This window comes from Micrococcus lylae NBRC 15355 (assembly GCF_001570885.1).
Classification (GTDB): domain Bacteria; phylum Actinomycetota; class Actinomycetes; order Actinomycetales; family Micrococcaceae; genus Micrococcus; species Micrococcus lylae.
Window position 1 is genome coordinate 23,051 of sequence record NZ_BCSN01000015.1, and the last position, 23,954, is coordinate 47,004.

The 23,954-nt window shown below is 72.3% G+C and carries 21 protein-coding genes; 19 read left to right on the forward strand and 2 right to left on the reverse strand.

The features are described from left to right. Positions 1 to 32: 32 nt before the first annotated feature. Genes pdhA through MLY01S_RS04735 form a run of 3 tightly spaced genes read left to right on the forward strand, consistent with a single transcriptional unit; the run spans position 33 to position 3,660 of the window. The gene (gene pdhA, locus MLY01S_RS04725) at positions 33 to 1,160 is read left to right on the forward strand and encodes a pyruvate dehydrogenase (acetyl-transferring) E1 component subunit alpha (RefSeq protein WP_067189787.1); all 1,128 of its coding nucleotides are present in this window, start codon (positions 33 to 35) and stop codon (positions 1,158 to 1,160) included. Beyond that, positions 1,157 to 2,227, forward strand: a complete 1,071-nt coding sequence (locus MLY01S_RS04730; RefSeq protein ID WP_067189789.1) for an alpha-ketoacid dehydrogenase subunit beta — start codon at positions 1,157 to 1,159, stop codon at positions 2,225 to 2,227. Before pdhA ends, MLY01S_RS04730 begins: the two co-directional genes overlap by 4 nt. After that, positions 2,224 to 3,660, forward strand: a complete 1,437-nt coding sequence (locus MLY01S_RS04735; protein WP_067189790.1) for a dihydrolipoamide acetyltransferase family protein — start codon at positions 2,224 to 2,226, stop codon at positions 3,658 to 3,660. The genes MLY01S_RS04730 and MLY01S_RS04735 overlap by 4 nt, the downstream gene beginning before the upstream one ends. Before the next feature lie 169 nt (positions 3,661 to 3,829). Here the strand turns inward: MLY01S_RS04735 and MLY01S_RS04740 are convergent, their stop codons facing one another. Next, complete coding sequence (locus MLY01S_RS04740; protein ID WP_082739721.1) at positions 3,830 to 4,303, reverse strand: GNAT family N-acetyltransferase; 474 nt, start codon at positions 4,301 to 4,303, stop codon at positions 3,830 to 3,832. Between the two features lie 74 nt (positions 4,304 to 4,377). Further along, on the reverse strand, positions 4,378 to 5,010 hold the full coding sequence (locus MLY01S_RS04745; protein ID WP_067189792.1) for a TetR/AcrR family transcriptional regulator: 633 nt from the start codon (positions 5,008 to 5,010) through the stop codon (positions 4,378 to 4,380). Positions 5,011 to 5,185: 175 nt separating this feature from the next. On the opposite strand from MLY01S_RS04745, the gene MLY01S_RS04750 reads away from it, so the two are divergent. From MLY01S_RS04750 to MLY01S_RS04825, 16 genes are all read left to right on the forward strand, one after another. Beyond that, positions 5,186 to 6,796 (forward strand): carboxyl transferase domain-containing protein, encoded by a 1,611-nt coding sequence (locus MLY01S_RS04750; RefSeq protein ID WP_067189794.1) that lies wholly within the window; start codon positions 5,186 to 5,188, stop codon positions 6,794 to 6,796. Then, complete coding sequence (locus MLY01S_RS04755; protein ID WP_067189796.1) at positions 6,796 to 8,889, forward strand: ATP-binding protein; 2,094 nt, start codon at positions 6,796 to 6,798, stop codon at positions 8,887 to 8,889. The genes MLY01S_RS04750 and MLY01S_RS04755 overlap by 1 nt, the downstream gene beginning before the upstream one ends. Before the next feature lie 119 nt (positions 8,890 to 9,008). Beyond that, entirely contained in the window at positions 9,009 to 10,199 is a 1,191-nt protein-coding gene (locus tag MLY01S_RS04760) for an acyl-CoA dehydrogenase family protein (protein WP_067189798.1), read from the forward strand. 1 nt (position 10,200) lies between these two features. After that, a complete protein-coding gene (locus MLY01S_RS04765) occupies positions 10,201 to 10,800 on the forward strand; it encodes a MaoC family dehydratase (protein WP_342447518.1) in 600 nt (199 codons plus the stop codon). 78 nt (positions 10,801 to 10,878) lie between these two features. Continuing rightward, entirely contained in the window at positions 10,879 to 11,739 is an 861-nt protein-coding gene (locus MLY01S_RS04770) for an HpcH/HpaI aldolase/citrate lyase family protein (RefSeq protein ID WP_067189800.1), read from the forward strand. A 168-nt stretch (positions 11,740 to 11,907) separates the two neighbouring features. Then, positions 11,908 to 12,273 (forward strand): DUF485 domain-containing protein, encoded by a 366-nt coding sequence (locus tag MLY01S_RS04775; RefSeq protein WP_067189802.1) that lies wholly within the window; start codon positions 11,908 to 11,910, stop codon positions 12,271 to 12,273. Further along, the gene (locus MLY01S_RS04780; RefSeq protein ID WP_067189804.1) at positions 12,270 to 13,886 is read left to right on the forward strand and encodes a monocarboxylic acid transporter; all 1,617 of its coding nucleotides are present in this window, start codon (positions 12,270 to 12,272) and stop codon (positions 13,884 to 13,886) included. Before MLY01S_RS04775 ends, MLY01S_RS04780 begins: the two co-directional genes overlap by 4 nt. A 327-nt stretch (positions 13,887 to 14,213) precedes the next feature. Beyond that, the gene (dxr, locus tag MLY01S_RS04785; protein WP_245232180.1) at positions 14,214 to 15,377 is read left to right on the forward strand and encodes a 1-deoxy-D-xylulose-5-phosphate reductoisomerase; all 1,164 of its coding nucleotides are present in this window, start codon (positions 14,214 to 14,216) and stop codon (positions 15,375 to 15,377) included. A gap of 2 nt (positions 15,378 to 15,379) precedes the next feature. Then, entirely contained in the window at positions 15,380 to 16,735 is a 1,356-nt protein-coding gene (locus tag MLY01S_RS04790) for a M50 family metallopeptidase (protein ID WP_067189840.1), read from the forward strand. A gap of 214 nt (positions 16,736 to 16,949) precedes the next feature. After that, positions 16,950 to 18,101: a flavodoxin-dependent (E)-4-hydroxy-3-methylbut-2-enyl-diphosphate synthase gene (gene ispG / locus MLY01S_RS04795; RefSeq protein ID WP_067189808.1), complete on the forward strand. Its 1,152-nt coding sequence runs from the start codon at positions 16,950 to 16,952 to the stop codon at positions 18,099 to 18,101. Continuing rightward, positions 18,058 to 19,002: a GNAT family N-acetyltransferase gene (locus MLY01S_RS04800; RefSeq protein WP_067189810.1), complete on the forward strand. Its 945-nt coding sequence runs from the start codon at positions 18,058 to 18,060 to the stop codon at positions 19,000 to 19,002. Before ispG ends, MLY01S_RS04800 begins: the two co-directional genes overlap by 44 nt. A gap of 83 nt (positions 19,003 to 19,085) precedes the next feature. Then, positions 19,086 to 20,912, forward strand: a complete 1,827-nt coding sequence (locus tag MLY01S_RS04805) for a proline--tRNA ligase (protein ID WP_067189811.1) — start codon at positions 19,086 to 19,088, stop codon at positions 20,910 to 20,912. A 50-nt stretch (positions 20,913 to 20,962) separates the two neighbouring features. Further along, complete coding sequence (locus MLY01S_RS04810; RefSeq protein WP_067189842.1) at positions 20,963 to 21,715, forward strand: TSUP family transporter; 753 nt, start codon at positions 20,963 to 20,965, stop codon at positions 21,713 to 21,715. A 112-nt stretch (positions 21,716 to 21,827) separates the two neighbouring features. Next, entirely contained in the window at positions 21,828 to 22,421 is a 594-nt protein-coding gene (gene rimP, locus MLY01S_RS04815) for a ribosome maturation factor RimP (RefSeq protein ID WP_245232178.1), read from the forward strand. Further along, positions 22,422 to 23,402, forward strand: coding sequence for a transcription termination factor NusA (gene nusA / locus MLY01S_RS04820; RefSeq protein ID WP_067189814.1), 981 nt, complete (start codon positions 22,422 to 22,424; stop codon positions 23,400 to 23,402). Positions 23,403 to 23,601: 199 nt separating this feature from the next. Next, entirely contained in the window at positions 23,602 to 23,895 is a 294-nt protein-coding gene (locus MLY01S_RS04825) for a YlxR family protein (protein ID WP_067189816.1), read from the forward strand. The last annotated feature ends 59 nt before the right edge of the window (positions 23,896 to 23,954 follow it).

The following is a 23,954-nucleotide window of genomic DNA, read 5'->3' on the forward strand; positions in this document are numbered from 1 at the left end:
ACCTCCGGTGCCCGGTCACGAGAGTTGAGGACATGACGCAAGTCGATCTCCCCGCTGAGGCGGACATCCCGCAGTCAGAGCACCGCGAGTACCTGCAGGTGCTGGACGCCCAGGGCGTGCGCAGCGCCGAGCCCGAGTTGGACCCGTGGCTGGAGGACGTCGACGACGACGCCCTCTCCCAGCTGTACCGGGACATGGTCCTGATCCGCCGCCTCGACACCGAGGCCACCCACCTGCAGCGCCAGGGGCAGCTGGCCCTGTGGCCGCCGCTTCTCGGCCAGGAGGCCGCGCAGGCCGGCTCGGCCGCAGCGCTGCGCGAGGACGACTTCGTCTTCCCGTCGTACCGGGAGAACGGCGTCGCCCTGCTCCGCGGCGTGGACGCCCTCGGACTCATCCGCCTGTGGCGCGGCTCCACCTTCTCCGGCTGGGACCCGAAGGCCCACAAGGTGGCCGCCCAGCAGATCATCATCGGCGCGCAGGCTCTGCACGCCACCGGCTACGCCATGGGTGCCGCCATGGACGGGGACAAGTCCGCCACCATCGTCTACTTCGGCGACGGCGCGACCTCCCAGGGCGACGTCAACGAGGCCATGGTGTTCGCCGCCACCTACAAGGCGCCGGTCGTCTTCTTCTGCCAGAACAACCACTGGGCCATCTCCGAGCCGGTGACGCTGCAGTCGCCGCGGCACCTGGCCGACCGCCCGTGGGGCTTCGGCGTCCCGTCCCTGCGGGTGGACGGCAACGACGTGCTCGCCGTGCTGGCCGCGACCCGCCGTGCCGTGGAGCGCGCGGCGAACGGCGGCGGCCCGACCTTCATCGAGGCCGTCACCTACCGCATGGGCCCGCACACCACCGCGGACGACCCGACCCGCTACCGCTCGGACGAGGAGGTCGAGTCCTGGAAGGCCAAGGACCCGATCGACCGCGTGGCCGCCCACCTGCGGGCCAACGGCGTGGACATGGATGCCCTGGAGGCCGAGGCGACGAAGGAGGCCGACGCTCTCGCCGCGGACGTCCGCGCCGCTCTGGAGGTTCTCGAGGAGGCCGGCCCAGACGCCCTGTTCACCGAGGTCTACGCCGAGCCGCACCAGGAGCTCGCCCGCCAGCGCCGGGAGTCCGCGCTGTACCACGCCATGTTCGATGAGGAGGGCCAGGCATGAGCACCGAGAAGATGACCTTCGGCAAGGCGATCAACCGGGCCATGCACCGCGCGATGACGGACGACCCGAAGGTCGTCCTGATGGGCGAGGACATCGGCACCCTCGGCGGCGTCTTCCGCATCACCGACGGCCTGATCGACGAGTTCGGGGCCCAGCGCGTCATGGACACCCCGCTCGCCGAGTCCGGCATCATGGGCACTGCGCTGGGCCTGGCCTACCGCGGCTACCGCCCTGTCGTGGAGATCCAGTTCGACGGCTTCGTGTACCCGGCCTTCGACCAGATCGTGTCGAACCTGGCGAAGATGCGTGCCCGCACCGCCGGCAACGTGCAGCTGCCGGTCACCATCCGCATCCCGTTCGGCGGCGGCATCGGCTCCCCGGAGCACCACTCGGAGTCGCCCGAGGCCTACTTCATGCACACCGCCGGCCTGCGCGTGGTCTCGCCGTCCACCCCGCAGGAGGGCTACGACCTGCTCCGCGCCGCCATCGCCTCGGACGACCCGGTCGTCTACCTCGAGCCGAAGCGCCGCTACCACGACAAGGGCGAGGTCGACCTGGACGCCGAGATCCCGCCGATGGCCCCGGCCAAGATCGTGCGCGAGGGCAAGGACGTCACCCTGGTGGCCTACGGCCCGCTGGTCAAGACCGCCCTGCAGGCCGCCGAGGTGGCTGCGGAGGAGGGCATCGAGATCGAGGTGATCGACCTGCGCTCGATCGCCCCGATGGACTCCGGCCTGGTGGAGTCGTCCGTGCGCCGCACCGGCCGTCTGGTCGTGACCCACGAGGCCGGCCGCTCCGGCGGCGTCGGCGCCGAGCTCGTCGCCACCGTCACCGAGCGCTCCTTCCACTGGCTGGAGTCCCCGCCGGTGCGCGTGACCGGCTTCGACATCCCGTACCCGGCTGCGAAGCTGGAGGACTACCACCTGCCGGACCTGGACCGCATCCTCGACGGCGTGGACCGTGCCATGGGCCGACCCCACTCGCTCGACTCCGTGGACATGTTCGCCGCCCCCGAGACCGCCGCCGACTTCCTGGCCGCCCAGGCCCAGCAGGAGGGAACCCGATGACGAAGAAGATCTTCACCCTCCCCGACCTGGGCGAGGGCCTCACCGAGTCCGACATCACCTCGTGGCGCGTCTCCGTCGGTGACGCGGTCGAGGTGAACCAGGTGCTGGCCGACGTCGAGACCGCCAAGGCCGTCGTCGAGCTCTCCAGCCCCTATGCCGGCACCATCGCCGCGCTGCACGCCGAGGAGGGCGACACGGTGGACGTGGGCGCCCCGGTGGTGACCTTCGACCTCGGCGGCGACGACGGCGGCGACGCCCCCGCCTCCGACGGCGCCGAGGAGTCCGGCTCCGGTGACGGCCGCGTCCCCACCCTCGTGGGCTACGGCGCCGCCGCGGAGAAGGGTCGCCCGTCCCGCCGTGCCCGTCGTGGAGTCGGCCAGGCCGCTCCGGCCGTCCCCACAGCCTCGGCCCCGGCCGCGGCGCCCGCCGCTCCGGCCGCGGCCCCGGCCGAGGCCCAGGCCACGGCGCCCGCAGCCCCGGCCGCCTCCTCCGGCTCCGGCGAGCGTCCGCGCTCCACTCCGCCGGTGCGCCTGTACGCCAAGCAGAACGGCGTGGACCTGGAGACTGTGACCGGCACCGGCGCCCACGGCGTGATCACCCGTGCCGACGTCGAGGCCGCCATCAACGGCGGCTCCGCTTCCGGCCCGGCAGGCCCCGCGTCCGCCGCCGCACCGGCCGCCGCTGCCGCCGCGGGCGCAGCGGCCGGAGCCGTGCGCACCCTCGGCGGTCGCGAGCGCGAGGTGTCCGTCCCGGTCAAGGGTGTCCGCAAGGCCACCGCCGCGGCGATGGTGAACTCCGCGTTCACCGCCCCGCATGTGACCGAGTTCCTGCAGGTGGACGTCACCGAGACCATGGAGCTGCTCGCCGAGCTCAAGGCCTCCCGCGAGTTCCGCGACGTGAAGCTCACCCCGATGACCCTCACCGCCCGCGCCTGTGTGCTCTGCATGGAGCGCACCCCGGACGTCAATGCCCGCTGGGACGAGGCGGCCGGCGCCATCGTGGAGCAGAACTTCGTGAACCTGGGCTTCGCCGCGGCCACCCCGCGCGGGCTCATGGTCCCGAACGTCAAGGACGCCCAGGCCATGGACCTGCGCGGCCTGGCCGATGCGATCCGCGACCTCACGGACAAGGCCCGAGAGGGCACGCTGGCGCCGGCTGAGCTGACCGGCGGCACCTTCACCCTGACCAATGTGGGCGTGTTCGGCGTGGACGCCGGCACCCCGATCATCAACCCGGGTGAGGGCGCGATCCTCGCCCTCGGCCAGGTCCGGAGGATGCCGTGGGAGCACAAGGGCGAGATCGCCCTGCGCGACGTCATGACGCTCTCCCTGTCCTTCGACCACCGCTTCGTGGACGGCGAGCAGGGCTCCCGTTTCCTCGCGGACGTCGGCGCCATGCTGCGCCGCCCGGGCATGACCCTCGCCATGGTCTGACCCGCACCGACTGCGCTCCATCCCGCGCACCGTCAGAGCGAAGGGCCCCGGAACCGTGTGGTTCCGGGGCCCTTCCGTGTCCGTTCCGGCCCGCCAGGGTCGGGGAGGAAAAGCACGACGACGGCCGCCCGCCCCGCGCTCCCGCCTCACCGGGGTCGGAGGGCGGGGCTCACTCTCCGGTGAGCTCGAGGATCTCCTCGGTGACGATTTCGGCGCGGGCGTTGGAGAAGACCTTCTCCTGGCCGACGACCTCGAAGCCGCGGCGCTTCAGGACCTTCTGGGAGCCGACGTTGTCCGTGGGCACGTGGGCGCGGACCGGGCGCTCTGCGAAGTCGGCGAGGAACTCGTCCACGGCCGCGGTGGTGAGGCCTCGGCCCCAGTATTCGCGGGCGGTCCAGAAGGACAGCTCCGGGATGCCGTCCTCGCGGGAGCAGACGAGGGCTCCGGCGGCGCGGCCCTGTTCGTCCTGGATGGTCTTCACCTGCGTCTTCTCGTCGTTCAGCAGGTGGTCCCAGTGGTAGTCGAACACGCCCCGATCCTTCGGATTGCGCGGGGCGAACGCGGACATCACGTTGGCCTCGTCGTCCTGCTGGTGGGCGAAGAACTCGTCCAGGTCCTCGGGGCGGACATCTCGGAGCGACACGGCGGTGGACCTCTCTGTCACGGTGCGGTCTGCGGTCGCCGTCCGTCGGCACGGACGGGTGCGGCGGGTGCTGATCACGCTACCACCGCGGACCGGGCGCGCAGGGCGCCCCAGGCCATGGCGATCAGGGCCGGGCGGCGGGTGCGGCGGTCCGCGGGGGAGCGGCGCACAGAGCGCGGGGTGGAGTTGAGCAGGCCGAAGACGGCCTGGGCGCGGAAGACGGCGGCGGCCTCGTCCTCGTCCGGGTGGAGGACGCCGATGTGCTCCGCCCAGAGGTCGATGTACGCGCGCTGCACGCGGATCAGGTCCTGGCGCTCCTCGTCCGGCACCGAGCCGAGGTCCCTGTCCTGGACGCGGATGACGTCACGGCGGTGCAGGGCGAAGTCCGTGTGGAACTCGACGAGCGCCTCGAGGGCGTGCTCGCCGGGGCGGCGGCCGGCCACGGCGGCGCGGCCTCCGTCCAGCAGGCCGTGAGAGGCGCTCTCCAGGATCTGCGTCAGCACGGCGGCCTTGCCGCGGAAGTGGCGGTAGATGCCCGGGCCGGAGATGCCGCAGGCCGCGCCGATGTCCTCCAGGCGGACGGACTCGAAGCCGCGCTCGGCGAAGAGCCTCGCGGCGGCGTCGAGCAGGTCCTGGCGTCGCTGGGCCTTGGCCGCCTCCCGGGCGGTGACGGGCTCGGCGACGCTGGAGCTGCGGGGCGTGGGCATGCGGACCATCGTAACGGGCACGTCGGCGCGGCTCGGCGGGCGACGGTCGGGCGGTCCGGCGGTCCTCACGGGCCCGGCGCCCGGCATGCTGTGATGTGGACGACATGGGCATCGGGACAGTAGACTCGACCCTGGTCTTCCAGTTAATCGCAATTCACTGAGTTGGAGGTCGGGCATGTCCGTCCTGTCCACGCGCGCCGTCCCCGAGTCCGCGGAGTTCGCGGACAACGTGGCCGGTCACGCCGAGCTCGAGAAGAGCCTGCGCGAGATCGTCGCGCGCACGGCCCTCGGCGGCAGCGAGAAGTCCCGTCAGCGCCACGTCTCCCGCGGCAAGCTGCTGCCCCGCGAGCGCGTGGACCTGCTGCTGGACGAGGGCTCGCCGTTCATGGAGGTCGGGGCGCTGGCCGCCCACGGGATGTACGACGGCGACTCCCCGGGGGCCGGCATGGTCGCCGGCATCGGCCTGGTGCACGGCCGGACCGTGATGGTCGTCGCCAACGACGCCACCGTCAAGGGCGGCACGTACTACCCGATGACCGTGAAGAAGCACCTGCGCGCCCAGGAGATCGCCCTCGAGAACGCGCTGCCCTGCGTGTACCTGGTGGACTCCGGCGGCGCCTTCCTGCCCCGTCAGGACGAGGTCTTCCCGGACCGCGAGCACTTCGGCCGCATCTTCCGCAACCAGGCGCTGCTGTCCTCAAAGGGCATCCCGCAGATCGCCGCGGTGTGCGGTTCCTCCACTGCCGGCGGCGCCTACGTGCCGGCCATGTGCGACGAGACCGTGATCGTCCGCAACCAGGGCACCATCTTCCTCGGCGGCCCGCCGCTGGTGAAGGCCGCGATCGGCGAGGACGTCACCGCCGAGGAGCTCGGCGGCGGCCGGCTGCACGCCGAGGTCTCCGGCGTCGCCGACCACCTGGCGGACGACGACACCCACGCGATGCAGATCCTCCGTGACATCGTGGCGACCCTGCCCCGCCCGAACGAGCCGGCCTGGACCGTGGTGGACCCTGTCGAGCCCGCCGTGGACCCGGAGCAGCTCACCGGCGTCGTCCCCGTGGACGTCAACGCGGCCTATGACGTGCACGAGGTCATCGCACGGATCGTGGACGGCTCCGAGTTCCACGAGTTCAAGGCCGGCTACGGCACCACCCTGGTCACCGGCTTCGCCCGGATCGACGGTCACCCGGTGGGCATCGTGGCGAACAACGGCATCCTCTTCGGCGAGTCCGCCCGCAAGGGCGCGCACTTCGTGGAGCTCTGCGACCAGCGCGGCGTGCCGCTGCTGTTCCTGCAGAACATCTCCGGCTTCATGGTCGGCCGGGACGCGGAGGCCGGCGGCATCGCCCGCGACGGCGCCAAGATGGTCACCGCCGTGTCCACCTGCCGGGTGCCCAAGCTGACCGTGGTGATCGGCGGCTCCTTCGGTGCCGGCAACTACGCGATGTGCGGCCGCGCCTACTCGCCGCGCTTCCTGTGGATGTGGCCGAACGCGCGCATCTCCGTCATGGGCGGCACTCAGGCGGCCTCCGTGCTCACCCAGATCAAGCAGGACGCCCGCGAGAAGGCGGGCGAGGAGCTGATGAGCGCCGAGGAGTCCGAGGCCTTCGCCGCCCCCATCCGCGCCCAGTACGAGGACCAGGGCAACCCCCTGTACTCCACCGCCCGCCTGTGGGACGACGGCATCATCACCCCGGGCCAGACCCGCCGCGTGCTGGCCATGGCCCTCGACGTCGTCTCCCGCCAGCCCCTGCCGGACACCCAGTTCGGCCTGTTCAGGATGTGATGCCCGTGTCCGAGAAGCTCTTCGACACCGTCCTGGTGGCCAACCGCGGCGAGATCGCGGTCCGCGTCATCACCACCCTGCAGCGCCTGGGCATCCGTGCCGTCGCCGTCTACTCGGATGCGGACGCGGACGCCGCCCACGTGCGCCTGGCGGACGAGGCCGTGCGGCTCGGCCCCGCCCCGGCCCGCGAGTCCTACCTGGACATCGACGCCGTGGTGGCGGCGTGCAGGGCCACCGGCGCCCAGGCCGTCCACCCCGGCTACGGGTTCCTCTCCGAGAACGCGGACTTCGCCCGTGCCCTCGATGCCGCCGGGGTGGTCTTCATCGGCCCGCCGGTGTCCTCCCTGGACGCCATGGCGGACAAGATCCGCGCCAAGGAGACCGTCTCCGCCTACGGGGTGCCCGTGGTCCCGGGCATCGCGGACCCGACCCTCACCGACGAGCAGATCATCGCCCGGGTGGACGAGGTCGGCTTCCCGCTGCTGATCAAGCCGTCCGCCGGCGGTGGCGGCAAGGGCATGTTCGCCGTCCACTCCAAGGACGAGCTGCCCGGCGCCCTGGCCTCGGCCCGCCGCACCGCGTCCAACGCGTTCGGCGACGACACCCTGCTGCTCGAGCGCCTCATCACCTCCCCACGTCACATCGAGGTGCAGGTCTTCGCGGACTCGCTCGGCACCACCGTGCATCTGGCCGAGCGCGAGTGCTCCCTGCAGCGCCGCCATCAGAAGGTCATCGAGGAGGCGCCGGCCCCGCTGCTCACCGCCCACGCAGACGGCGAGGCCCTGCGCGCCCGCCTCGGTGACGCCGCCGTGCAGGCCGCCACCTCCGTCGGCTACGTGGGCGCCGGCACCGTCGAGTTCCTCGTCTCGGACGACAACCCGGACGAGTTCTTCTTCATGGAGATGAACACCCGCCTCCAGGTGGAGCACCCGGTCTCCGAGGAGGTCGTCCGGGTCCGTGGCGAGCAGCAGGACTTCGTCGAGCTGCAGGTCCGCGTCGCCGCCGGCGAGCCGCTCGGCTTCGTCCAGGAGGACGTGACCGTCGAGGGCGCGGCCGTCGAGGCCCGCGTCTACGCAGAGGACCCGGCGAACGGCTTCCTGCCGTCCACCGGGCAGGTGCTCACCTTCGTGGCCCCGCAGGGCGAGGGCGTCCGCGTGGACTCCCTGATGCATGTGGAGGACCCGGACTCCCAGCCCGAGGTCACCGGCTTCTACGACCCGATGATCGCCAAGGTCATCACCCGCGGCGCCGACCGTGCCGAGGCCATGGAGCGCCTCGACGCGGCCCTGAAGGACACCGTCCTGACCGGCGTCACCTCCAACCTCGCCTGGCTGCGCCACCTGGCGGCGCTGCCCGAGGTGCGGCAGGGCCGCCTGACCACCACGATGATCGACGGCATGGACGAGTGGTCCGCCCCCGAGCTGGACGAGGACACCCTCGCCGCCGCGGCCGGCGCGCTCGCCGAGGTGGACGTGGACACCGCCCACGAGGGCGCGGCGAGGCAGACCTTCGCCCGTCCCCGCGGCGGCCACGGCGCCTGGGCCGCGGGCGACGCCTGGCGCTCCGTCGGCGCCCCGGCCCCGACCCTGTCCGTCGAGGTCGACGGCGTCCGCCACAGCATCAGCCCGGTGCCCGTCGTCGCCGAGGAGGCGGACGAGCACGGCGCGGCCACGGACGCCCCGGAGCCGGCCGTGGACGCCGCGGAGATCCTGGTGCACCCGGCCGACCCGCGCACCGCCTGGGTCCGCCGTGACGGGTTCACCTGGCGAGTCCACCGCCAGACCCGCGCCGAGCGCCTCGAGTCCGCCCGCTCCGCCGCGGCCGCCCGCCTCGTCCCGGAGGGCGCCGGCTCCCCGGAGGCCCGGACCCCGATGCCGGGCACCGTGGTGGCCGTGCACGTGGCCACCGGCGACCGCGTGGAGGCCGGTGCGCACCTGGCTGACGTCGAGGCCATGAAGATGGAGCACCCCATCACCGCGGCCGTCGCCGGCACCGTGACCGTCCACGTGTCCCAGGGCGACTCCGTCCCGGCCCAGGGCCTCGTGGCCACCGTCGAGCCGGACGCCTCCGAGGCCCCGGCCCAGGACGCCTGACCCGACCGGGACGGTCCGCGGCCCCGCCGTCGCGTCCCGTCCTGCCACCAGCACACCCATCGACCAGACCGACCCGGCGCCCCGGCGCCGCACGGACGAGAAGAACAAGGAGCAGCCCCATGGCCAGCCCGAACCATCGCACCCTGCCCGCCCTGGACGAGGACTACCAGGCCCTCTCCGACACCGTCCGCGAGTTCGCGGACGAGGTCGTCGCCCCGGTCTCCGCCGAGCTCGACGAGAAGCACGAGTTCCCGTACGAGATCGTCGCCCAGATGGGCGAGATGGGCCTGTTCGGCCTGCCGTTCTCCGAGGAGTACGGCGGCATGGGCGGCGACTACTTCGCCCTGGGCCTCGCCCTCGAGCAGCTCGGCCGCGTGAACCAGTCCGTGGCCATCACCCTCGAGGCCGGCGTGTCCCTCGGTGCCATGCCGCTGTACAAGTTCGGCACCGACGAGCAGAAGCAGACGTGGCTGCCGGACCTCGTGGCCGGCAAGCGCCTGGCCGGCTTCGGCCTCACCGAGCCGAACGCCGGCTCGGACGCGGGAGGCACCCAGACCACCGCGAAGCTGGAGGACGGCAGCTGGCGCATCAACGGCGCCAAGGAGTTCATCACCAACTCCGGCACCGACATCACCTCGCTGGTGACCGTCACCGCCGTCACCGGCACCGTCGAGGGCAAGACCGGCCCGGACGGCAAGCCGGTCAAGGAGATCTCCACGATCATCGTCCCGTCGGACACCGAGGGCTTCACCGCGGCCAAGGCCTACAACAAGGTCGGCTGGAACTCTTCGGACACCCACCCGCTGCACTTCTCCGACGCCGTCGTGCCGGAGGAGAACCTGCTGGGCACCCGCGGCCGCGGCTTCGCGAACTTCCTGTCCATCCTGGACGAGGGCCGCATCGCCATCGCCGCGCTCGCCACCGGCGCCGCCCAGGGATGTGTGGACGAGTCCATCGCGTATGCGAAGACCCGCACCGCCTTCGGCCGGAACATCGGCTCCTACCAGGCCGTGTCCTTCAAGATCGCCCGCATGCAGGCCCGCGCCCACGCCGCCCGCCTGGCCTACTACGAGGCCGCGCAGAAGATGCTGGCCGGCAAGCCGTTCAAGACCGAGGCCGCCATGGCCAAGCTGATCGCCGGCGAGGCCGCCATGGACAACGCCCGCGACGCGACCCAGGTGTTCGGCGGCTACGGCTTCATGAACGAGTCCCTGGTGGCCCGCCACTACCGAGACTCGAAGATCCTCGAGGTCGGCGAGGGCACCACCGAGGTGCAGCTGATGCTGATCGCCCGCGAGCTGGGCCTCTGACGTGGCCGAGCAGATGAAGCACGACGACGGCCGCCCGGCTGCCGAGGACCCCTCGCCCACGGCGGAGGGCACTGAGGGCGCCCGGGGCGCCGGGAGCGCCCCGGCCGAGCCCGAGGTGATCGAGCAGCGTGGCCGCTACGCGGACGAGATGGCGGTCGGCCAGGTGTACCTGCACCGTCCGGGCCGCACGCTCACCGAGGCGGACAACGTCCTGTTCACCACGCTGACCATGAACCCGCAGGCGCTGCACCTGGACCACGCGTTCGCGCAGTCGCAGCCGTTCGGCAAGCCGCTGATGAACTCGATGCTGACGCTGTCCACGCTGATCGGCCTGTCCGTGGGGCAGACCACGCAGGGAACGCTCGTGGCGCAGCTGGGGCTGGGGGAGATCTCCTTCCCGCACCCGGTCTTCCCCGGGGACACCCTGTACGCCCGCTCCACCGTGACGGCGATCCGCGAGTCCTCCTCGCGTCCCGGACAGCGGATCGTGAACTTCGACCTCGAGGGGACGAACCAGGACGGCACGGTCGTGGCCAAGGCCCAGCGCACCTGCCTGATGTGGACACGGCAGGCGCACTGCGCCGCCGAGTCCGACGCCTGAGCGCACGGGGCGCCGCCCGGAAGCCGGGCGGCGCCCCGCCTCCTGCCCTCCCACCGACCTCTGCGAAGGAGCAGACCGATGACCGAGATCGCCGCGAAGGCCTGCACCCTGGGCCCGGCCGTCATGTTCACCCCGGCGGACCGCCCGGAGCGGTACGCCAAGGCCCTGGATCGCGCGGACGCGGTGATCCTGGACCTCGAGGACGCCGTCACCGCGGCGGACCGTCCCGCCGCCCGCGAGGCCGTGGCCGCAGCGTGGACCGAGCGGGCGTCCCAGGGCATCGACGCGGACCGCGTGGTGGTCCGCGTGAACCCGGTGGACACCGAGGACCACGCCGCGGACGTGGCCATGCTGAAGGAGACCGGCTGGCGGACCCTCATGCTCGCCAAGGCCGAGTCCGCCGCCCAGGTGGACCGTCTGGTGGAGGCGCTGGGGGAGGACACCCGGGTGGTGGCCCTCTGTGAGACCGCCCGGGGCGTGCTCGCCGCCGCCGAGCTGGCCGCACACCCGCACGTGACCGCCCTGATGTGGGGAGCCGAGGACCTTGTGGCCTCCATGGGAGGCACGTCCTCCCGCACCGTGGACGGCGCCTACCGTCAGACGGTGGCCCACGCCCGCTCCACCGTGCTGCTGGCCGCGGCCGCGCACGGCGCCGCCGCCTGGGACGCGGTCTACCTGAACCTCAAGGACCCGGACGGCCTGGCCGCCGAGGTCGAGGACGCCGTGGCCGTCGGCTGCCGCGCCACCGTGTGCCTGCACCCGAACCAGGTGGCCGTCGTCCGCCAGGGCTACCGTCCCACTCACGAGCAGGTCGCCCGTGCCGAGGCGATCCTCGCCGAGGCGCGGAACCACCCGGGCGCCTTCGCGTTCGACGGCGGCATGGTGGACGAGGTCGTCCTCGCCCAGGCCCGTATCACGCTGGCCCGCGCCGGCCGCTGAGGCCCGGCAACGCCCCTGGTGGGTGCCGTGAGGGTGGGGCACGTCACGACGGCGTCACATGAATACATATCCTTGACTCGGGAAATGGGGTATTTCAGGATGACCGTGATCCGGGTCACATGATCCGGAGGCTCGCACACCTTTGGAGGAGCACCCTCATGGCCCCACCTGACACCGCAGCGTCCGCCCCCCACGCCGGCCCAGTTCCGTGCCGCCCAGAGTTCAGAGGAGTTCGGCGAGCTGCGCCGCACGCACCGCAGCTTCGTCTGGCCGATGACCGTGGCCTTCCTGGTCTGGTACGTCCTCTTCGTGGTGCTCGGCGCCTTCTTCCACGACGTCATGTCCATCCGCCTGATCGGCAACATCAACCTGGGACTGGTCCTGGGCCTGCTTCAGTTCGTCAGCACGTTCGCCATCACCGCGGCCTACGTGCAGTTCGCCAACAAGAAGCTCGACCCGCGCGCCGCCGCGATGCGCGAGCGGCTCGAGGCCGAGGCCGGCGACGGCCGCCACGGTGAGGAGGAGATCCGATGAGCACCGTCATGCCCCTGCTCGCCGGCGAGACCGTCGGCACCCCGTGGGTGAACATGCTGATCTTCGGCATCTTCGTCGCCGGCACCCTCGTGATCGTCCTGCGGGCGTCGAAGAACACCGCCACCGCGGCTGACTACTACGCCGGCGGACGTGCCTTCACCGGCACCCAGAACGGCACCGCGATCGCCGGCGATTACCTGTCCGCCGCGTCCTTCCTGGGCATCGTGGGAGCCATCGCCCTCTACGGCTACGACGGATTCCTCTACTCCATCGGCTTCCTCGTCGCCTGGCTGGTCGCCCTGCTGCTCGTGGCCGAGCCGTTGCGCAACACCGGCAAGTTCACGATGGCCGACGTGCTCTCCTTCCGCCTGCGCCAGCGCCCGGTGCGCATCGCGGCGTCCCTGAACACCCTGGCCGTCTGCCTGTTCTACCTGCTGGCCCAGATGGCCGGCGCGGGCGCCCTCGTCTCGCTGCTGCTGGGCATCGACTCGAAGCTCGGCCAGTCCCTGGTCATCGTCATCGTCGGCGCGCTGATGATCCTCTACGTGCTGGTCGGAGGAATGAAGGGCACCACCTGGGTGCAGATCATCAAGGCGATCCTGCTGGTCACCTCGGTGATCGTCATGACCGTCTGGGTCATGGCCCTGTTCGGGTTCAACCTCTCCGCGCTGCTCGGCGGCGCCGTGGACGGCCATGGCGGCGACGAGGCCATCCTGGATCCGGGCCTGCAGTACGGCGCCTCGGCCGTGTCCCAGCTGGACTTCGTCTCCCTGGGCCTGGCGCTGGTGCTCGGCACGGCCGGCCTGCCCCACGTGCTGATGCGCTTCTACACGGTCCCCACCGCCAAGGAGGCCCGCAAGTCCGTGGTCTGGGCGATCATCCTGATCGGCCTGTTCTACCTGTGCACCCTGGTGCTCGGCTACGGCGCCGCCGCCATGATCGGTCCGGAGCGCATCTCCGCGGCCCCGGGCGGCCAGAACTCCGCGGCCCCGCTGCTGGCCTTCGAGCTCGGCGGCTCCCTGCTGCTCGGCATCGTCTCGGCCGTGGCGTTCGCAACGATCCTTGCGGTGGTCGCCGGTCTGACCATCACCGCCGCGGCCTCCTTCGCCCATGACATCTACTCGTCGGTGATCGCCAAGGAGCATGTGAGCCCGGAGAAGGAGGTGAAGATCGCCCGCCGCACCGTGCTGGTGATCGGTGTGCTCTCGATCCTCGGCGGCATCGGAGCCCAGGGGCAGAACGTCGCCTTCCTCGTGGCGCTCGCCTTTGCCGTGGCCGCCTCGGCGAACCTGCCGACCATCGTGTACTCGCTGTTCTGGAGGGGCTTCACCACCCGCGGCGCCCTGTGGTCCATGTACGGCGGCCTGATCACGGCCCTGGTGCTGATCGTCCTCTCGCCGGTCATGTCCGGCGCGGAGGCCTCGATGATCCCGGCGGCCGACTTCGCGATCTTCCCGCTGAAGAACCCGGGCATCGTCTCGATCCCGCTGGCCTTCTTCCTCGGCTGGCTCGGCTCCGTCACGGAGAAGCGCACCGAGGACCCGGACAAGCAGGCCGAGATGGAGGTCCGCTCCCTCACCGGCGTCGGCGCCGAGAAGGCGGTCGACCACTGATCGCCTGACCGGGCCCACGCCCTCCACGACCCGCGGGGTCGGACCGACACGGTCCGGCCCCGCGGCCGTGTGCGGGGGCGGCGTGTCCGGTGCGTGCGCCGAATCCATCGAGGCCATCGGGCCGCCGGCCCCGCCGGGTCTCCCGACGAGCTCCCGATGACCTCCCTGCCAGCTCCCGGCGAGATCCCGGCGTCGTCCCGGCATGCTGTCCGGCACGGTCCGTAGGATGGCCGGGTGAGCATCGCAGCCGTCTCCTCCTCCGCCCCGTCCGCCTCGTCCGGCGCCTCCGCCGAGGACGCCGTCCCCGCCCGGCGCCGCGTCGCCCTCGTGGGCTCGACCGGCTCGATCGGCACGCAGGGGCTGGAGGTGATCGCCGGCGCCCCGGAGCGCTTCGCGGCCGTGGCCCTGGCCGCGGGCGCGAACGTGGAGCTGCTGGCCGAGCAGGCCGTCGCCACCGGTGCGGAGGCCGTCGGCGCCGCCGCGGCCACCGAGGAGCAGGTGCGGGCCGCCCTGGCCTCCGCCGCGGAGCGGGCCGGCGTGGACGTGCCGTCCCCGGAGGTCTTCGTGGGGCCCGAGGCCGCCGAGCGGATCGCCGGCTGGCCCGGTGCGGACACGGTGCTCAACGGCATGACCGGCTCCATCGGCCTGCGGCCCACTCTGGCCGCCCTGCACGCCGGCCACCGCCTCGCCCTGGCCAACAAGGAGTCCCTGATCGTCGGCGGCGCGCTCGTGAAGCAGGCGGCCGCCCCGGGGCAGATCGTCCCGGTGGACTCGGAGCACTCGGCCCTGGCCCAGGCGTTGCTCGGCGGCACCCCGGCCGAGGTCCGCCGCCTCGTGGTCACCGCCTCCGGCGGCCCGTTCCGCGGCCGCACCCGCGCCGAGCTGGAGGACGTCACCCCGGCCGAGGCGCTGGCCCACCCGACCTGGGACATGGGCCGGGTGGTCACCACCAACTCCGCCTCCATGGTCAACAAGGCCCTCGAGGTGATCGAGGCCCACCTGCTCTTCGACGTGCCGCTGGAGAAGATCGACGTGGTGGTCCACCCGCAGTCCGTGGTGCACTCCATGGTCGAGTTCGTGGACGGCTCCACCCTGGCCCAGGCGTCCCCGCCGGACATGCGCCTGCCCATCGCGCTCGGCATGGGCTGGCCGCACCGCGTGCCCGGCGCCGCCCCCGGCTGCGACTGGACGCAGGCGACCTCCTGGACGTTCGAGCCGCTGGACGAGGAGACGTTCCCGGCCGTCGCCGCCGCGAAGGCCGCCGCCGCGGCCTCTCCCACCCACATGGCCGTGTTCAACGCCGCCAACGAGGAGGCCGTGGACGCCTTCCACGACGGGCTGATCTCCTTCCCGGCGATCGTGGACACCGTCCGCGCCGTGGTGGACTCCTACGACCCCGCCGCCGTGCCCGGCGTGGGGGAGGAGCTCACCGTGGAGTCCGTGCTCGCCGCCGAGGCGTGGGCCCGCGAGGCCGCGCGCGGACGGTGGTGAGCATGGAGGTCCTCTGGTTCGTGCTCGGCGTGCTGGCTATGGCGGTCGGCATCGCCGCCTCCATCGCCCTGCACGAGGTCGGCCACCTCGTGCCCGCCAAGCTCTTCGGCGTGCGCGTCACGCAGTACATGATCGGCTTCGGCCGGACGATCGTCTCCTGGCGCCGAGGGGAGACCGAGTACGGCTTCAAGGCCATCCCGCTCGGCGGCTACGTCTCCATGGTCGGCATGCTCCCGCCGCCGAAGGACGGGCAGGCCGCCCGCACCGCCTCCACCGGGCTGGTGCAGCAGATGGGCCAGCTGGCCCACGACGCCCGCACCCAGGCCGCCGAGGAGCTCACGGCGGCGGACGAGGGCCGCCAGTTCATCCAGTTGCCGGTGTGGAAGCGCATCGTCATCATGCTCGGCGGCCCGTTCATGAACCTGCTGATCGCCCTCGTGCTCATGACCGTCCTGGTCATGTCCGTCGGCACCGCCACCCCCACCACCACGGCCTCGGAGGTCTTCCGCTGCGTGGTGACCTCCCAGGAGCAGCAGTCGCGCGCCGAGGCCGGCCAGGCCGAGTGCCGCGACGGGGACCCGGTGGCCCCGGCCCACGCCGCCGGCCTCGAGCCGGGGGACACCGTGACCAGCTTCAACGGGCAGCCCGTCCACACCTGGGACGAGCTCTCCGCCGCCATCCGTGCCCGCGCGGGCCAGCCCACCGCCATCGAATGGACCCGGGACGGACAGGCCATGTCCGGCACCCTGACCCCGCGCCTGACCGAGCGTCCCGTCACCGACGCCCTCGGCCGCCCCGAGCGTGCCCCGGACGGCACCGCCAAGACCGAGCAGGTCGGGTTCATCGGCATGGGCTCGCAGATCGAGAACGTGCGCGGCACCCCGCTGGACGCCGTCGAACAGGTCGGCGTGCAGATCCACGGCGTCGTGGACGTCGTCCTGGTGCTGCCGCAGCGCCTCTGGGACACCGCCGTCGCCGTGGTCACCCCGGTCGAGCGCGACCCGAACGGCCCCATGTCCGTGGTGGGCGTCGGCCGCATCGCCGGCGAGGCCGCCGCCCTCGAGGACGTGCCCCTGCAGGACAAGGGGGCGCTGCTGCTGTCCCTGCTGGCCAGCGTGAACATCGCCCTGATGGTGTTCAACCTCATCCCGCTGCTGCCCCTGGACGGCGGCCACGTGGCCGGCGCCCTCTGGGAGAAGCTGCGCCGCGGGTTCGCGAAGCTCACCGGACGCGCGGACCCCGGCCCGTTCGACCTGGCCACCATGCTCCCGCTCACCTACGTGGTCGGCGCGGCCATGCTCGCCATGGGCGTCATCCTCATCGTCGCGGACATCGTCAAGCCGATCCGGCTGTTCTGAACCGGCCCCGCACCCGAAGTGCGCCGCCGGTGCAGGGCGGGCTGCCGTCGTCGTGAAGCCGCCGGAGGGACACGGAGAGGCGAGGGTCACCCGGGGCCTGCCCTGCGGCCCCACAGCCCCTAGGATGGGTGGGCGCGGTCCCGCCGGGCCGCGCCAGTGAAACACCCCAGCCGCGTCTGAACTCTTAGGAGCCGAAGTGCCCGTCAGCCTTGGAATGCCGTCCGCCCCGCCGCCCGTGCTGGCCCCGCGCCGGCAGACCCGGCAGATCCAGGTCGGCTCCGTGGGCGTCGGCTCGGACCACCAGGTGTCCGTGCAGTCGATGACCACCACCAAGACGCACGACATCGGCGCGACCCTGCAGCAGATCGCCGAGCTCACCGCCGCCGGGTGCGACATCGTGCGCGTGGCCTGCCCGACCGACAAGGACGCCGCGGCGCTGAAGGTGATCGCGCAGCAGTCCACCATCCCGGTCATCGCGGACATCCACTTCCAGCCGAAGTACGTCTTCGCCGCGATCGAGGCCGGCTGCGGCGCCGTGCGCGTCAACCCGGGCAACATCAAGAAGTTCGACGACAAGGTCAAGGAGATCGCCCAGGCCGCCTCGGACCACGGCACCTCCATCCGCATCGGCGTCAACGCCGGCTCCCTGGACCCGCGCCTGCTGAAGAAGTACGGCAAGGCCACCCCGGAGGCCCTCGTCGAGTCCGCCGTCTGGGAGGCCTCCCTGTTCGAGGAGCACGGCTTCAAGGACTTCAAGATCTCCGTGAAGCACAACGACCCGGTGATCATGGCCCGCGCCTACGAGCTGCTCGCCCAGGAGGGCGACTGGCCGCTGCACCTCGGCGTGACCGAGGCCGGCCCGGAGTTCCAGGGCACCATCAAGTCCGCCACCGCCTTCGGCTACCTGCTCGGCCAGGGCATCGGAGACACCATCCGCGTCTCCCTCTCCGCCCCGCCGGTGGAGGAGGTCAAGGTCGGCCTGCAGATCCTGCAGTCGTTGAACCTGCGCGAGCGCAAGCTCGAGATCGTCTCCTGCCCGTCCTGCGGACGCGCCCAGGTGGACGTGTACACGCTGGCAGACGAGGTCACCGAGGGCCTGAAGGACGTCACCGTCCCGCTGCGCGTGGCCGTCATGGGCTGCGTGGTGAACGGTCCGGGCGAGGCCCGCGAGGCCGACCTCGGCGTGGCCTCCGGCAACGGCAAGGGGCAGATCTTCGTCAAGGGAGAGGTCATCCGCACCGTGCCGGAGGAGCAGATCGTGGAGACCCTCATCGAGGAGGCCCGCCGCATCGCCGCCGAGATGGGCCTCGAGGAGGACGGCGGTGACGACGCCGCAGCCGGCGCCCCGGTGGTCAGCGTCCACTGACCTGGACGTCCGGGCCGCCACCGGAGGCGCCGCCCGGCTCCTGACCGACGCCGACACCCCGCAGGTGGCGGAGCTGGCCGACGCGGACCCGGTGGCGAACGTCTTCGTCGCCTCCCTGCTGCAGGCCGGACGCCGCACCGGGCCGCGGGGCCGCACCGCCGCCACCTGCTTCCTGGGCGTCGCGGACCCCGACGACGGCCCCGCCGCTGCATTGCGAGCGGTCGCCTGGGTCGGGTCGAACGTCGTGCCCCTGGCGATCCCGGGTGCCGCCCGCCACGCCCTCACCCTGGGCCGGGCCGCCGCCGCACTGCGGCGCCGCTTCGGCTCCCTCTACGGGCCGGCGGACCAGGTGCTCGGCATCGAGGCGATGCTCGCCTCCCACGGACACCGGCCCCGCTCCGTGCGCCCGGACCAACCGCTCATGGTGGCCCGCGGACCGGGCACGGTGCAGCCCAGCCCGACGCTGCGGCAGGCACAGCCGGCGGACCTGGACACTGTGCTGCCGGCCTCCGCGGCGATGTTCGAAGAGGAACTCGGCTTCTCCCCGCTGCGCCAGGGCGCGGCGTCCTACCGGGACCGTGTCCACCGGCTCATCCAGGCCGGGCGCGTGCTGATCGAGCCGGGGGAGGACGACGGCCAGGCGCCCCGGCGGATGCCGCTGTTCAAGGCGGACCTCGGCGTGCTCAGCACGGACTGCGTGCAGGTGCAGGGGGTCTGGGTGCGCCCGGACCGCCGCGGCGAGGGGCTGGCGGCACCGGCCATGGCGGCCGTGGTGCAGTACGCCGCGCGCACCGCCGACCATGTGAGCCTCTACGTCAACGCCTACAACGAGCCGGCCGTGCGCACCTACGCGCGGGTCGGATTCGAGCAGGTCGGCACCTTCGCCACGGTGCTGTACTGACCGGACGGGCGATAGGATCGCCCGGAGAATCCCTCGCCCGGAGAACGGGCGCTCCGACCGCACGACTCGAAGGAGTCCCACGCATGGCACTGCGCATGTCCACCCTGTTCCTGCGGACCCTGCGCGACGACCCGGCCGAGGCCGAGGTCGCGAGCCACAGGCTGCTCGTCCGCGCCGGCTACATCCGGCGCGCCGCCCCCGGCATCTACACCTGGCTGCCGCTGGGCCTGAAGGTGCTGTCCCGGGTCGAGCGCATCGTGCGCGAGGAGATGGACGCGATCGGCGGCCAGGAAGTCCACTTCCCGGCCCTGCTGCCCCGCGAGCCCTACGAGGCCACCGGCCGCTGGGACGAGTACGGCGACGGCGTCTTCCGCCTCAAGGACCGCAAGGAGGCCGACTACCTGCTGGCCCCCACCCACGAGGAGATGTTCACCCTCCTGGTGAAGGAGCACTACTCCTCCTACAAGGACCTGCCGGTGTACCTGTACCAGATCCAGACGAAGTACCGCGACGAGGCCCGTCCGCGCGCCGGGCTGCTGCGCGGCCGCGAGTTCGTCATGAAGGACTCCTACTCCTTCACCGTGGACGACCAGGGCCTGCAGGAGGCCTACGACGCGCACCGTGCCGCCTACCTGCGGATCTTCGAGCGGCTCGGCCTGGAGGTCGTGCCTGTGCAGGCGACCGCCGGCGCCATGGGCGGCTCGCGCTCCGAGGAGTTCCTGCACCCCTCGCCGATCGGCGAGGACACCTACGTCGAGTCCCCGGGCGGCTACCGCGCCAACGTGGAGGCCGTGACCTCCGTGGCCCCGGATCCGCTGTCCGAGGAGGCCATGGCCGCGCTGCCGGCCGCCGAGGTCAAGGACACCCCGGTCTCCACCACCATCGCCGCCCTCGTGGACGTGGCCAACGACCTCGCCCCGCGCGAGGACGGCCCCTGGACCGCGGCCGACACCCTCAAGTGCGTCGTGCTCACCGCCGTCCTGGACGGCGACGAGCGCCGCCAGTTCGTGGTGGCCGTCCCCGGCGACCGCGACGTGGACCTCAAGCGCCTCGAGGCGTCCGTGGGCGAGGCCCTGGGCGTGCACGGCGAGCCGACCGTGGAGGCCGCCACCGAGGCGGACCTGAAGCGTCACCCTTCCCTGGTCAAGGGCTACATCGGCCCCGGCGAGGGTCCGGACGGACGGAAGGTCCTCGGGGCCGAGGACTCGGTCTCCGGGCTCACCTTCCTCGTGGACCCCCGCATCGCTGCCGGCACCACCTGGATCACCGGAGCCAACGCGGACCAGAAGCACGTGTTCGGCCTCGTGGCCGGCCGCGACTTCACCTGGGACGGCGTGGTCGAGTCGACCGTCGTCCGCGAAGGCGACGCCTCCCCGGACGGCACCGGCGCCCTGACCACCCGCCGCGGCATCGAGATGGGTCACATCTTCCAGCTGGGCAGGAAGTACGCCGAGGCCCTGGACCTGAAGGTCCTGGACCAGAACGGCAAGCAGGTCGTGGTGACCATGGGCTCCTACGGCATCGGCGTCACCCGCAGCGTCGCCGCGATCGCGGAGACCCACCACGACGAGAAGGGCCTGGTCTGGCCGCGCGCCGTCGCCCCGGCCGACGTGCACGTGGTGGTCGCCGCCAAGGGCGCCGACGCCTTCGCCTACGCCGAGCAGCTCACCGCGCGGCTCGAGGAGGCCGGCCACACCGTCCTGCTGGACGACCGCACCAAGGTCAGCCCCGGCGTGAAGTTCAAGGACTTCGAGCTCATCGGCATCCCGACCGCCGTCGTGGTCGGCCGCGGCCTCACCGAGGGGTTGCTCGAGCTCAAGGACCGCGCCACCGGCGAGACCCGCGAGGTCTCGGTGGACGAGGTCGTGGCGGCCGTGTCCGCCGTCGTCGCCGCCGACCCGGAAGCCTGAACGCGGTGGACCTGTTCGGCCCGATTGAGCTCACCGTCGGCCTGCTGCTGATGGTGGTGCTCGCCGGGCTGGCCGCCGGCTGGATCGACGCCGTCGTCGGCGGCGGTGGGCTGCTGCAGCTGCCGGTCGTCATGCTCATCCCGGGCCTGACGCCGGTGCAGGCGCTGGCCACCAACAAGATGGGGTCGGTGTTCGGCACGGCCACCTCCGCCGCCACCTACGTCCGCCGCGTCAGACCGGACCTGCGCACGGCCGCCGCCACCGCCGCGGTGGCCCTGGCCGCCAGCTTCGGCGGGGCGCTCGTGGCCGCCGTGCTGCCGGCCGCCGTCATCCGCCCCGTGATCCTCGTCGCCCTCGTGGGCGTCGCCGTGTTCACCGCGGTGCGCCCCCAGCTCGGTCATTCCCAACAGCTGAAGTTCACCGGCGCAGCCCACCTGGTGCGCGCGCTGCTCATCGGCCTGGTGATCGGCTTCTACGACGGCGTCCTGGGCCCGGGCACCGGCACGTTCCTGATCATCGCGCTGGTCACCGTGCTCGGCTACGACTTCCTCCACGGCTCGGCCACCGCGAAGATCGTCAACCTCTGCACGAACCTCGGCGCGCTGGCGTTCTTCCTGCCCCAGGGGCACGTGGTCCTCGGCATCGGCCTGGTCCTGGGCGTCTCCAACCTGCTGGGCGGGTACATCGGCGCCCGCATGGCGATCGCCCGCGGCTCCGGGTTCATCCGCGTGGTCTTCCTCGTGGTGGTCGCCGCGCTCATCCTCCGCCTGGGCTGGGACACCCTCGCCCCGCTGCTGGGCTGATCCGGCGCCGGCGGCCCCTGCACCGTGCCAGGCCGGTGCGGGTACAGTGTCCAGGTCCCCGCACCGGCCGCCCGGGCCGGAACGGAGCCGAGAAGGTGAGGAGCGCACAGCCGTGCAGGAGCAGAACCAGTCCGCCGCCGGGTCGCCGCAGCAGGCCCTCGAGCAGATCGTGGCCGCGGCCGTGGAGCCGGAGGGCTTCGTGGTGGAGAAGGCGGTCGTCGTCGGTGCCGCGGACGTGCCCACCGTCCAGGTGACCCTGGACCGCGCCCACGGCGCCGAGGGCGTGGACATGGACGCCGTGGCCCGCCTGTCGCGCCTGGTCTCCGCCGCCCTGGACGACCACGGCGAGTCGGTGCCCGGCGTGGGCACGGGGGAGTACCTGCTCGAGGTCTCCTCGGCCGGCGTCGACCGTCCGCTCACCGAGCGCCGACACTGGGCGCGGAACGTCGGCCGGCTCGTGGAGGTCTCCGTGGACGGCGCCGCCCCGATCACCGCCCGGGTGCTCGAGGTCGGTGCGGACGGCGTGGAGCTCGCCGAGCACCGACCCGGCGCGAAGAAGGGCATGCCGGCCAAGACGCTGGCCCCCGTCCGCGTCCCGTTCGCACAGCTCGGCACCGGAGCCGTCCAGGTAGAGTGGGGCGGAAGTCAGCAGTCCACCGGCGCCGCCCGTGACGGGAAGGGCCCGGCAGATACGACGGAGGCATAAGTGGATATCGACATGAGCGCGCTGCGCATGCTGGAGAAGGAGCGGGAGATCCCGCTGGACAAGCTCGTCCCCACCATCGAGCAGGCGCTGCTGACGGCATACCACCGTACGCCGGGCGCCGTGAAGCAGGCCCGCGCGGAGATCGACCGCAAGTCCGGACGCGTGACCATCTGGGCCACGGAGGTCGAGGAGGACGGCACCGCGATCGGCGAGTTCGACGACACCCCGAACGGCTTCGGCCGCATCGCCGCCTCCACCGCCCGCCAGATCATCCTGCAGCGGCTGCGCGACGCAGACGACGAGAGGGTCCTCGGCGAGTTCCGCGGCAAGGAGGGCGAACTGGTCTCCGGCGTCATCCAGCAGGGCAACAACGCCCGCATGATCCAGGTGAACCTCGGCACCCTCGAGGCCGTCCTGCCCCCGCCGGAGCAGGCCCCGGGCGAGGACTACCGCCACGGCCGCCGCCTGCGCGCCTACGTGGTCTCCGCGGTCCGCGGAGCGAAGGGCCCGTCCGTGACCCTGTCCCGCTCCCACCCGAACCTCGTCCGCAAGCTCTTCGAGCTGGAGGTCCCCGAGATCGCCGACGGCGCCGTGCAGATCACGGCGCTGGCCCGCGAGGCCGGCCACCGCACCAAGATGGCCGTGAAGGCCACGCGTGCGGGCATCAACGCCAAGGGCGCCGCGATCGGCGAGATGGGCACCCGTGTCCGCGCCGTCATGACGGAGTTGAACGGCGAGAAGATCGACATCGTCGACTACTCGGACGATCCGGCGACCATGATCGCCAACGCGCTGTCCCCGGCGAAGGCCGTGTCCGTGGAGATCGTGGACGAGGCCGCCCACTCGGCCCGCGTCGTGGTCCCGCAGCACCAGCTGTCCCTGGCCATCGGCAAGGAGGGCCAGAACGCCCGCCTCGCCGCCAAGCTGACCGGATGGCGCATCGACATCGTCGGTGACGGGGCGGAGCCCGATCAGGCCTGAGCGCGCACCGCGCGAAGGCCGCCTGCCGGCGGCCACGCTGTGACGGCCCGCACACGAGGATGTGTGCGGGCCGTCGTCCTGATGTGCGACGGCACCCCGGAGGGCGAGAATCCGCCGCGGACGCGCTAGACTCGTAGAGGTCCACCTTCGGGCACCCCTGCAGGCAGGGGTTCGTCCCCGCAGTGCAGAGGAGTCCCGCATGACGTCGCAGACGCCCGTGCGGACCTGCGTCGGGTGCCGGGAGAAGGCGGATCAGACAGAGCTGGTGCGCGTGGCCCTGGACCGCAGCACGGACCCCCCATCCGTGCAGTGGGACGAGGCACGCCGGCGCCCCGGCCGCGGTGCGTGGGTGCATCGCGACCCGGAGTGTGCGGCACGCGCCCTCGCCCGCGGCGGCTTCGCCCGGTCCTTCCGGACCCGGGTGGACACCGCCGCCCTCGAGGAGGCGCGCCGGCTGAAGAGACAAGAAGACGAAGGCGGGTCAGAGATCTGATGCGTACCCGATGAGCACTGAAGCATGAGTGCCCAACGATGAACATCACCCCCTGCTGT